The organism is Microcoleus vaginatus FACHB-2002, from assembly GCF_040004035.1.
Taxonomy (GTDB): Bacteria; Cyanobacteriota; Cyanobacteriia; order Cyanobacteriales; family Microcoleaceae; genus Microcoleus; species Microcoleus vaginatus_C.
In genome coordinates, this window is the sequence record NZ_JAMPLN010000024.1 from 20,161 (window position 1) to 32,745 (window position 12,585).

Below are 12,585 nucleotides of genomic sequence, written 5' to 3' on the forward strand. Positions count from 1 at the left end.
GAAGCAGCCTCAGTTATGTGAAGGCTTATCTCTAAATCTCTGGAAAAAGAGGTTTTGTCTGTTTGCACAACAAGTCCTATTGAGGAAAACAGATGGATTATCCCTTTGAAAATCTAGATCCAGAAACGTTTCAACAGTTCTGCCAAGCATTACTAGCTAAAGAGTTTTCTAATGTCCAATGTTTTCCAGTTGGACAGCCAGACGGTGGGAGAGATGCACTGAGTTATTTCAGTGACGATGAAGAGCGCAGTTTCATAATGTACCAAGTTAAATTTGTGAGGCAACCCCAAGCAGAGACTGACCCTCACAAATGGCTGATAGAAACTTTAAAGGGTGAAAAGGGTGAAGCAGCAAAACTTAAGAAACAAATTCCAAAAGGTGCAAAGCAGTATATCTTACTTACAAACATTAAAGGAACTGCACACCCTGATTCAGGATCAATTGATCAAGTAAATCAAATATTTAAAACTGAACTTGGTGTTCCAGCCATGTGCTGGTGGCGAGATGATTTAAGTCGTCGGTTAGATAATGCCTGGGATCTCAAGTGGGTCTACCCAGCACTGATGACTGGTGCCGACTTAATTAGGTCTGTTATTGAGTCTGGGCTATCAGAGAGTAAGGAGAGAAGAGCTGATGCGATTCGAGCTTACATTAAAGATCAATTTCGTTTAGATCAAAAAGTTAAATTTAAGCAAGTGGAACTTGATAATAGGCTTTTAGATCTGTTCATAGATGTTCCAGTTGTACCGCCAAATAGCGCATCTACTAAAAAGCAACAATTGATTTGTCAAAGCATCGAGCGGTATATTGCTCACCATGTATTAGAGCGTCGTAGAGCTAATAATAGCTCCATTTCTTCTGAAGTTATATCTTCAACATTTGACACACAATCTGAGTTTTCTGCGGGCAGGGATGAGCAACTTATTGTAGGAGTAGCAGCCATGTTGCTTCACCCAGTTGTTCCCAAGTATATTCCGTATGTAGTGCTTGAAGGTGCGCCTGGGCAAGGAAAGTCTACGATAACCCAGTACCTTTGTCAGGTACATCGTATGCAAATCCTGGGTAAGGAGCAAGTAGAGCAACTTCTTCCAGAACAATACAGAGAACATGAAGCCTTTGAAAAATTGCCAGAGGAGCATAAATTTTCATCGGTTCGTTTACCGTTCAAAGTTGATCTTCGAGATTTAGCCGCGTGGCTTGCTAAACCAAATCCCTTATCCCCTGATAGATATGATGAGGCACACCCCAAAAGGCATAAATCTCTAGAGTCTTTTTTAGCTGATCAGGTAGAAAAAGGGTCGGGCGGTTTTGAATTTGAAGTAGCTGATTTGCACGCTGTAGCAAAACTCAGTTCCATTCTTCTTGTTTTTGACGGTCTTGATGAGGTTGCTGATATAGACAAGAGAAGAGAAGTTGTAAAAGAGATTGTTAATGGGGTTAATCGTCTTAAGACAAATGCTACGTCCCTCCAGGTTATAGTAACTAGCCGTCCAGCAGCATTTGCGAATTCACCGGGTCTTCCGGAAGATAAATTTATTTACTACCATCTAGGCCCAGTTACTCGCCCACTAATTTATGAATATGCAAAAAAGTGGATGAAGGCTCTAAAGCTGGATAATCAGCAAATTAGAGATGTTAACCAAGTTCTGAACCAAAAGCTAGACCAGCCTCACTTACGCGATCTAGCGAGAAATCCGATGCAGTTAACAATTTTACTTAGCCTTATCCGTAGAAAAACTGCATCATTGCCTGACAAACGTACTGCACTTTACGACAGCTATATAGAACTCTTTTTTGACCGTGAGGCAGAAAAGAATTCAGTAGTCCGCACTCACCGTGAATTACTAATCGACATCAACAGGTACTTGGCATGGAAACTCCATGTAGAAGCGGAAGAAGAAAACGGTAGTGGTCGCATTACCCAGAAAAATCTTCATATTTTGCTAGCAGATTATCTTACTACTGAAGGTCATAAAGAAACTTTGGTTGATGATTTATTAGTTTGTATGGTTGAGCGTGTTGGTGCGCTAGTATCTCGTGTAGAAGGTACTTACGAGTTTGAGGTTCAACCACTTCGAGAGTATTTTGCCGCAAAGCACCTCTATGATACTGCTCCACCCTCTCCACCAGGGAATGAAAAGCCTGGAACAAAACCTGATCGATTTGATGCTATAGCACGCGACTTTTACTGGCTAAATGTCACAAGGTTTTATGCCGGTTGCTACAGCAAAGGGGAACTAGCAGATTTAATTGACCGATTAGAAGAACTAATTGCAGAAGAGGGATATTCGTTAATCAGCTATCCAAGGCTATTGGCAGCTATGTTACTTTCAGATTGGGTTTTCACCCAACATCCCAAGTCTGTACGTCGAGTTATTGAGTTGATTTTAGACGGTATAGGGTTGCGATATTTGTTAGCTTCTAATAGTCGTAGACCTGCTTCAGGCAATCCACTGGTACTCTCAAAAGATTGTGGTCAAGATGAACTTATCACTCGTTGCTTGGCCATCTTAGGAAATTCTCCTCCCAAGGATTATGCGTTAGATGTAATTGATTTAGTTAAAGCTAATGCGTCTGCTGATGAAGTTGAAAAATTATGGCGTGGAGCTGTTCTTGCCCAAAAAAATGGTGAGCGTACACGTTGGCTTGAATATGGGCTTTATCTGGGCAGTCTATCAAAGCTTTCAGTCACTGAGCTTAGCACCGTCCTTTCTGATGAAATAAGCAACCTAATCCGTATTCAAATTCTTTTTGATGCACGGCGGTTTGATTATTTTGAGATGACCAAAGAAAATTTTCAACTTGCGGTAGAAGCAATTTTATTAGGAGATATTAATATTGATAGTCCATCCCGCAACAAATCTATTTTGGAACTATTGAGTTACGCTACAGATGTAAAGCGATATGCTCTAGCTTTTAGTAATTACTACCCCCTATCATTATCTCAGGTATGGAAACACGAAAGAATTTATACAAATGATAGAATTATATCAATTCCTTATATTAGTAGAAAAAATCTCCATAATATACCAAATTTTTCTGACTTATATAAGTGTTATGAAATACTAGACACTGTAGAAAAAGAATCACATGCCAGCGTTCAGGAGTGGGCAACACAAATAACGCCTTGGGATAATTTAGTTGAGAAGGCTCGTTCATTATATGGGAACCAATGGGCGTTTTTTAAGCTTGCTAATCTTGCTAGTGGAATCAAATCTAAAAATGAAACATACACGGAATTTAATGACCTTCTTGACCATTCTGTACCGTTGTGTAAACGCGCACGTTATGCAAGGCTGAGATCTGGCACAGTATCCTACTGGCAAAGGTTGTTTTCTCAAGCGAAAAACGTCACAGACATCATGTTTGCTGTTTTGATTTTAATCACTTGGGGTAGCAAGAAAACTCTAGAACAACTTGCTGGAGTGGTTGAGATTCATGTAGAAGAACTATCTACGGAGTATTGGGGACGTTTGTATAATTCTGTAGAAGAATCAGTTTCATGGACACAGCAAGGAAGCGGTCGTTTAATTATATTTGATGTTGACTTACTGCCACAGGTATTGAATGCAAGAACAGTAACCTTACTAGGCATTCGGTCAAAAAACCCCAAAGACCTATATTCAAAGTATCTTTGTGGATATAGTGGGTCTGACTTTCTGGTGCTGCAATATTGGCAAAGTGTAGTAATTCAATTACTAGGTGAAGGAGAAATAAGTTGGCAATCGGCGCTGGAAATCATATCTCAAAGCTATATGAAGGGTGTAGTTTCTGAGCGCTATGCTGTTCATAAATTTGTCCGTACAGTACCAGCAGATTCTCTTCCTGATGACATTGCTAAGGAGATTTCTAGACAACCAGAGCGATATCCTGGATTTTTGGTGGCTGCTGCTGAAGCTAAATGTAGAGAGAGTGTTGCATCGAAAATAGTTAAGGTAGGAGAAATTGCACGCAGGGATAAATGGTTCTCTACATAATTGATTACAAGTGTGCAAGGTTATGGAGTGACCTAGCAGCGATGAGAAATACTTAATTTCTGTTAACTTTTTAACCCTACAGGAATTACAGGCTCAGCTTAAAAAGATGCGCTCGCACCTACCACCTCAATCGACTTAGCAAACGCCGATGTATCCGATCGCACCAAACCAAAATCACAGGCTAACCAGACATTAAGGATGCGATCGCCCTTGACCTATCAAAGTCTACCAGAGGGGGCGATCGCCCTTTAAAATCCCACCATACCATAAACCGCTTCGACGAAATTTTCGGAGATGTCTAATGCTCTGCCTTACTCTATTGGATGAAGCAATTTCTCAATTGTCTCCACTAACGTTTCAGGCTCAACAGGCTTGGGAAGATGCCTGTGAAATCCGGCTGCTAGTGCTTGCTGTTGATTTGCCTCACCTGCATACGCTGTGAGGGCGATCGCGGGAATCTCTCCTCCCTCCTGTGTGGATAGTTGTCTGACTTGACGAATCAACATATAGCCATCAATTTGTGGCATTCCAATATCAGCAATCAAAACATCTGGCTTAGATTCATTGAGCTTTTGTAGCGCATCTTTTGCTGAAGATACAGAGATCACTGTGGCTCCCGCTTCCTCCAAAATACATTGAACTAACTCTAAATTGTCTACTTCGTCATCGACGGCCAGGATACATAATCTAGCCAAGGGTGAAGAGTGAGATTTGAGTGAGAGATTATCGTTGCGATCGCTCTTTGCATCATTGCTTCTGGCTAATAAAGGAAGTGTGACAGTAAATGTTGCTCCCTGTCCTTCTCCAAAACTTTCGGCTTTGACAGTTCCACCATGTAGCTCAACGACGTGACGCACGATCGCTAATCCCAGCCCTAACCCACCGAAGGTTCTCGTAATACTGCTATCGGCTTGTCGAAATGTGTCAAATACATAGGGAATAAATTCTGGCTTAATCCCTTTTCCTGTATCCCTGACTTGAATTTGAGCATAGGAATCAATCCTTTTTAGCTCAACTTCAACTCTACCTCCAGTTGGAGTGAACTTAATGGCATTGGTAAGCAAATTCCAGACAGCCTGTTGCAATCGGGTAGCATCTCCTAACACATCGCCGACATTGGGTTCTAGGTGAGTTTGAAGTTGAATGTTTTTCGCTTCGGCGGCTAAACTAACTGTTTCGAGCGCAGCTTTAAGAGTTGTTTTCAAATTAATAGGAGTAGAGTTCAAACTCAGCTTACCTTGCAGAATGCGAGAAATATCCAGCAAATCCTCAATCAGTTGAACTTGCAACTGGGTATTGCGTTCAATCGTTTCGAGAGCTACCGCCGTCTTGCCAGAATCCAGGGTTCCCCTTCGCAGCAGCCGAGTCCAACCTAGAATCGGATTCAACGGAGTTCGCAATTCGTGCGACAAGACAGCTAAGAACTCATCTTTAATTCGGTTAGCTGCTTCTGCTTGTGTCCGTGCTTGCGATTCTGACTCGTAGAGCCGTGCTCGGTCGATCGACTGCGCCGACTGCTGTGCCAGTGCCAAAACAAAAGCCCGATCGCTCTCGGAAAGTCGGGGAACAGTCGAAAAACTCAGCGACAGTCCACCAACGGCTTGTCCTTCAATCAACAATGGCACTGAAATCCAGGCTTCTGAACCAGCCTTGGCATACGCTTCGGCTAAATGAGGATAACGGGCAATTCGGTTTTCAATAGTTTCTACCCAAACAGGTTGCCCACTTCGCACAGCTTCTGCGAGAGGATAGGGTGCATGAATTGAAAAACTACGCAGAAAGTCTCCTACGTGCTCATAGCCAATGGCTTGAATAATCTCCAGTTCGCTTGCATCCTGGTTTAATACCGCAAGCAAACCAGAACTTGCTCCCAGTGCGGACATTCCCTGTTCAATAATCACCTGAGCCACTTGAGCCGAAGTTAGGGATTCAGACAAAGCCGTCATCACCGCCAGCAGTCGAGCCGTGCGGTTAGCAGCGAGTTCGGCGGCTAATTTCGCTTGTTGTGTTTCATTATAGAGACGAGCATTATCAATGGCGATCGCTGCTCGCTGAGCCAAATCTTCAGCCAAAGGAATGTCTTCCAGGCGATAGCGGCGATCGGATTCAGTAAACACAAAGGTAATGCTACCCAACACGCGGCCGCGTGCCTGTAGCGGTGCAATGATGCAGGACTTTAACCCAACTCCACGTAAGATTTCCAAGTATTCAGCATTCGGCACTGTGGCAACTAACTGTTCATCTGTAATCTCAATCCCAATTTCAATCTGTCCTGTTTGCATGACTTTAGCAATGCCATACGCATCATCGAGATGTCTGGGAAAGCGTTGAGCCAACTCCCAGCCAAACTTCACTTTTTCGGGATCTGAATGAGCAACTGCAACCCGACCAATTGTGCGATCGTCATTCAGCAGATCAACACTACACCAATCTGCAAAATAAGGAACTGCCAGCTTTGCAACGCTTTGGAGAGTTTGTTCATACTCTAGGGAAGAGGAAAGGACAGCACTCACTTGGGCTAAAAATGCTGATTTTTCCTGAGAAACCTCTGCTAAAGCACGGGCTGCCTGTTCTTGAACAAGCTGTACTCGTTCGTCTTCGGTTTGCTTCCGTTCAGTAATGTCGCAGAAAGCAGCAATGATCTTGATAATTTGTCCCTCTGCGTCAAACAAAGGGGAAGCATTGATCGAGAGAATCCTGCGAGTTCCATCGGCATGGCTAATGCCATGTTCAATACCATAAACAGGCTCACCTGTTTGCATAACCCTCGCAAACGGCAGTTCATCTTCTGGGAAAGGATGACCCTCCACGGTTGTAATGAACCAGGATGGATCGTTATAGCCTCGCTCCACAATGTCGCTGCTAGTTAATCTTAAAATCCTCTCTGCTGCCTTATTCGCGGCAATAATCTGTCCGGTAGAATCTAGAATAGTGATGCCATCAGGAATAGTTTGGAAGATGCTAGATAATTGCGCTTTACCCTCACGCAGAGCAGTTTCTGCCTGCTTGCGTTGTGTAATGTCGTGCATCACGACAACAGCACCCTGTTTTTCGCCGTTTGCCGCAATAATTGCCTGTCCAGTTGCTAACAGCATTCGCGCAGTTCCATGCTGCGGAACAATCATCATTTCCACATCACGAACGTTGTGTCCTTGCAATGCCTGAAACAGGGGAATATCCTCTGTATTCATGGGTGTTTTGCCGTCGGGCAAATACAAGTTATAATACTGGGCCCATTGACCCGGTGGAACTGGCTGCTGAGGTAATCCATGAAAATCTTTAGCTGCTTGGTTAAATACTGTCAATATGCCATCGGCATCGCAAGCGACAATGCCAGCTTGAACGTTGTTTAGGATTGCCTTCAAAAAGTCCTGTTCTTTCTGAAGGGTGGCTTCCACCTGCTGGGACTTGGCGATTTCGGCTTTCAATTGTCGATCGAGTTGAGATGTTTGAGTCGTGTCTTGGAAGTAAATCAGTAAGCCATCTTCACTCTTGATGAGGCGAATTCTCAACCACTTGTTGACTGAGGGGTAATGTTCTTCAAACTCGATCTCTGTTGGCGTTACGATCGCTTGATGACAATACTTATATAGCTCAGAAGTAAGATCGACCGAAAATATAGTCCATATATTTTTGCCAATCAGGTGTTGCCACTTCCTGTTTAAAAGCTGCTCTGCTTTATAGTTGACATAGGTGCAGTGCCACTCTGAATTAATAGAAATAAAAGCCTCTGCCATGTGATCGACTATCACCGCAAATCGTCGTACTTCGAGTGTTTGGCAGTCCGTACATAGCTCTTGAGGAAAATTTACAGTAAGCTCTTCTCGATCATTCAAGGAGTGTGTACGTTCTACATTCATTGCGGTTAGTCCTGCCTATTTACCTATTATACCGATCCTAAATCATTTGTGTAATTCTTGTAGGGGCAAACCCCCCCTGGTTGACCCGCCTTGGCTGGGGTAGGCACTCTTAGCATTACCCGTACATCTTTTTACGACTCCTGCAAGGATTGCTATAGTATTTTTAGTCAGTTAGGGTGCAGATTATTTTAGATTCTAGCGGGCGGTGATTTCACCGTTTATAAATTTGGATTTCATGAACCTCCTTAACACTATATATGGTGTTTATGCGTAAGTCCTGATGAACATAGAACGATACAAAGCATTTTCGCTGCCGGATGTGATGGAGTCGAAGCTGCTGGTTTGGTAAAATGCCAGAGGCGATCGACTTACCAATAAAAACCACCAGATTAATTTAAACTGATTAAAAATTAGGCTGCGAAAATCCGATGATCCACAAGAAGAACCGCAAAAAGTTACCTTTATTGGCAGCATTCTTAGTCTCGCCATTTATTTCTTGGTTCCTGAGTGCGATCGCACTATTTCTCAGTCTCTGGGTCATCGTACCAGCACCCACGATGTCCCTGTACCCTTTGGCGGTGGGAGCACCCGAAATCAGTCCTTGGTTAGTCGGTATCAATACGATCGCCCTTCTGCTGAACCTGCTGGGACGGCATCAAGGCAAAGTCTACATTATTGTACTCATTTGTAACCTGTTCGCCCTCATCCTGGGTCTGCTACCCCTGATGCAGTTTCCCGCAGCCAATGCAGCCATAGCTACCCAAATGCAAGCTGTTCTAGGGGAAAACTATTTAGCAGCCGTTTCTCAAGCCGATCGCGCCCAGCTACGCCCTCAACCGTTTATCCTAGCAGATGCGTTCCGAGGAATTCCCATCAGAGACGTTAGGATCGATCGGGCTATTGGATTTGCCAACCCTGACGGAGTTTCACTGCAACTAAACCTTTATCGGCCGATGCAAATTGGCAAATATCCGGCGATTATCACGCTCTACGGGGGAGCTTGGCAGAGAGGCAATGCCGATTCCAATGAAGAATTCAGCCGCTATATGGCCGCCCAAGGCTATTGTGTGGTTGCAATTGATTACCGCCACGCTCCCAAGTATCGATTTCCTGCTCAGCTTGAGGACGTACAAGCCGCTCTTTCCTATATCAAAACTCATGCTGGTGATTGGGAAATCGATCTCGATCGAATTGCTCTGATGGGAAGGTCTGCAGGTGCCCATTTAGCAATGCTAACTGCTTATGATTCTAGTGTGCTTCCAGTTCGAGCAGTGGTAAATTATTACGGGCCAAATGACCTGATCCGGGGATACAATGACCCACCTTTTCCTGATGCCATAAATGTTCGAGCCGTCTTGCGTGCCTTTCTGGGAGGAACGCCAGATGAACTCAATGAGCTTTACCGTCGGGCTTCTCCCATAAATTATATTAAACCGAATCTTCCCCCTTCTCTACTGGTTTATGCAGGTCGCGACCATATCGTTCAGCCCAAGTTTGGTCGATCGCTCTACCAACGATTGCGAGCCACGGGCGATTCCCTACGGGATAGCTTCGCTTCACGGGCTATTTTACTCGAAATTCCTTGGGCTGAACACGCCTTTGATGCAGTTTTTAATGGTCCGAGCAATCAATTAGCTTTGTACTACACAGAACGCTTTTTGGCTCATTCTCTGAAGTCTTCGGATTACCAACGAGTTAACTAAAAATTATCAACTTACTCATTTATGCTCAATAAACTGCGGCTATAACAGTTTAATAAGCTCCCAAATCTCGTAAAGATTTCTACGGCAAATTGTCGCACCAAATTTTAGAAGAGTTGCAAGACTTTATTTATTATATAGCGGTTCTCAAGCGTGGTGAGGTATGCCCCATGCCCCATGCCCCATGCCCCATGCCCCATGCCCCATGCCCTGTTACACTGAAATCCTGCGGTTGTGTGCGATCGGTGCGATCGACCCTTCGGAAAAAAAACTAAATTTCTGTAGCCTACAATACATTTATTTGGTTAATGATTGTTTAAACTCTCCAAGTGTAGATTGTGTACTCTCCATAATTCTCCAAAACCCCTAAACGAGTGCGTTGTTTGCTGGACTGCGATTTATCGATCGTCGAACCGTTAAAAACCATAAGTAGTTTTGACCTGAATTCATCGGAATTGATTCACACAAAATTTTTGAGCTGACCAGGGTGAAGATTAGTTACTAAATCTGTGCAGCGCAGACATCTATCATGTTGACTCAAGTTAGTACAGGTTCTTGTCATCTATTTTATTGCTGCTAATAACCGAAATCCAACCGCATCTCACACTGGATTGTCACGCCCGATGGGCGAAGTGATAGGGCCTCGCTCATCCAATCTTTTAGAGCCTGCCAAAAACGGCATTCTGCCCAAAGTTAGCTTTGACTAAAAACGTTGGGTAAATCCAACATATTTGTCAATAGTTAGACTTTGCTAACATCTATTTTTTCACAAATACTCGTCCCCCAATCCCAATACAAATAACCATGAGTGGAAACGAATCGCGCGTTCAAGCAATTTCTCAAATCGTCAACCGCAAACAGATGCCTGCCCGGCCTCTCAAGCGGCTAGAAGATATGTGGGCAACAGACGTTTTTAGTCTGAGCAAGATGCAAGAAAGTCTGCCCAAAAGTATTTTCAAATCAGTAAAAAACACCATTCAAACCGGCCAAAAATTAGATGATTCCGTCGCTGATGTAGTTGCAGCCGCAATGAAAGACTGGGCTATTTCCAAAGGAGCCCTGTACTACGCCCACGTATTTTACCCGCTCACCAACAGCACCGCCGAAAAGCACGACGGTTTCATCTCCGTGCAAGGCGACGGGTCCGTCATCTCAGAATTTGCAGGCAAAGTTCTGGTACAAGGCGAACCCGATGGTTCCTCATTCCCCAACGGCGGCATCCGTTCCACCGCCGCCGCTCGCGGATACACAGCCTGGGATGTCACCAGCCCTGCTTATGTCATGGAAACAGACAACGGCATGACCTTGTGCATTCCCACTGTTTTCATCTCCTGGACAGGTGAAGCCTTAGACAAAAAAACGCCGCTTTTGCGTTCCATTGCCGCAATGAACAAAGCAGCAACCCGAGTGTTAAAGCTATTAGGAAATACCGAAGTTGCCCCGGTCAATTCCAGTTGCGGTTCCGAACAAGAATACTTCCTGGTAGATGCCAATTTCACCACCAGCCGCCCCGATTTACTGCTAGCAGGTCGCACCCTTTTCGGCAAACCTCCTGCCAAAGGTCAGCAATTTGACGACCACTATTTTGGAGCGATTCCAGAGCGCGTTCAAGTCTTCATGCAGGAAGTAGAAGAAAAAATGTACCGGCTGGGAATTCCTGCCAAAACCCGCCACAACGAAGTAGCTCCCGGTCAGTTTGAAATTGCACCAGTTTTTGAAGCTGCAAACGTCGCCAGCGACCACCAACAATTAACCATGACAATTCTCCGCAACACTGCGAAGAAACACGGTTTTATGTGTTTGCTGCACGAGAAGCCTTTCGCCGGCATTAACGGTTCCGGCAAACACGTCAACTGGTCGATCGGCAATGCCACCCAAGGAAACTTATTAGACCCCGGCGATACACCGCACTCGAACATACAATTTCTAGTTTTCTGCGGCGCTGTGATTCGCGGAGTTCACAAATACGGCCCGCTGTTGCGCGCGGTAGTTGCTACTGCCAGCAACGACCACCGATTGGGTGCAAATGAGGCTCCACCAGCAATTATCTCTGTCTATTTGGGTTCGCAATTAGAAGATATCTTCGAGCAAATTAGCCGGGGAGAAGTTAAGGACTCTAAAGGTCGGGGAATTATGAACTTAGGTGTAGAAACACTGCCTACTTTCATGAAGGATGCTGGAGACAGAAACCGGACTTCGCCCTTTGCCTTTACTGGAAACCGATTTGAATTCCGTGCAGTAGGTTCCGGTCAGTCGGTTTCCGGGCCGCTGGTGGCGATGAATACAATTCTTGCAGATTCTTTGGACTGGATTGCTAACAAATTAGAAAGCGATTTGGCTAACGGAACTGAACTGAATGCTGCCATCCAAACCATACTCAAAGAAGTGATGGACGAGCACGGTGCGGTTGTATTTGGCGGCAACGGCTATTCGGAAGAATGGCACAAAATGGCTGTTGAGGAACGGGGTTTAGCTAACTTGCGGACTACTGCCGATGCTTTGCCCGTGTTGAAGGAAGGATACATTGAAGACTTGTTTGAAAAGACAGGTGTTCTGACTCCTGTTGAATTGGAAAGCCGTTACGATGTTTATGCAGAGCAGTATTTGCTGGCAATTGAAGTCGAAGCAAAACTGGTAATAAGCATGGCAAAAACCATTATTTATCCCGCAGCAGTGAGGTATTTAGCTGAACTTTCCGGCACGATTTCTAAATTGAAAGACATTGGGATTGAACTGGAAAAGGAAAGTGCCGAAAAAGTAGCGGTGCTGGTTAAGTCGATGATGGATACTGCGAGCAAATTGAGTGCTGCTTTGAGCAAGCACGATTTTGCTTCGACAGAAGACCATATGCAATATGCTTCGCAAACAATTCGTCCTTTAATGGATGAGGTTCGCAAGTATGCGGATGCTCTGGAAGGTGAAGTGGCTGATGATTTGTGGCCTCTGCCTACTTATCAAGAAATGCTGTTTGTTAAGTAATAGCAAACAAATTCGGTTAATTGCAGGTTAGATTTGTAAGGACACGGCAGTGCCGTGTCCTTACTTGTT

Annotated in this window: 4 protein-coding genes; 3 read left to right on the top strand and 1 reads right to left on the bottom strand. The window is 44.5% G+C overall.

Annotated features, from left to right (window positions below):
- Positions 1 to 92: 92 nt before the first annotated feature.
- Complete coding sequence (locus tag NDI35_RS19780) at positions 93 to 3,977, top strand: NACHT domain-containing protein (RefSeq protein WP_445314220.1); 3,885 nt, start codon at positions 93 to 95, stop codon at positions 3,975 to 3,977.
- A 311-nt stretch (positions 3,978 to 4,288) separates the two neighbouring features.
- Here the strand turns inward: NDI35_RS19780 and NDI35_RS19785 are convergent, their stop codons facing one another.
- Positions 4,289 to 7,837 (bottom strand): hybrid sensor histidine kinase/response regulator, encoded by a 3,549-nt coding sequence (locus tag NDI35_RS19785; protein WP_445314221.1) that lies wholly within the window; start codon positions 7,835 to 7,837, stop codon positions 4,289 to 4,291.
- Positions 7,838 to 8,265: 428 nt separating this feature from the next.
- On the opposite strand from NDI35_RS19785, the gene NDI35_RS19790 reads away from it, so the two are divergent.
- Entirely contained in the window at positions 8,266 to 9,540 is a 1,275-nt protein-coding gene (locus NDI35_RS19790; RefSeq protein WP_445314222.1) for an alpha/beta hydrolase fold domain-containing protein, read from the top strand.
- Positions 9,541 to 10,341: 801 nt separating this feature from the next.
- Positions 10,342 to 12,516 (top strand): glutamine synthetase III family protein, encoded by a 2,175-nt coding sequence (locus tag NDI35_RS19795; RefSeq protein ID WP_445314223.1) that lies wholly within the window; start codon positions 10,342 to 10,344, stop codon positions 12,514 to 12,516.
- Positions 12,517 to 12,585: the final 69 nt, after the last annotated feature.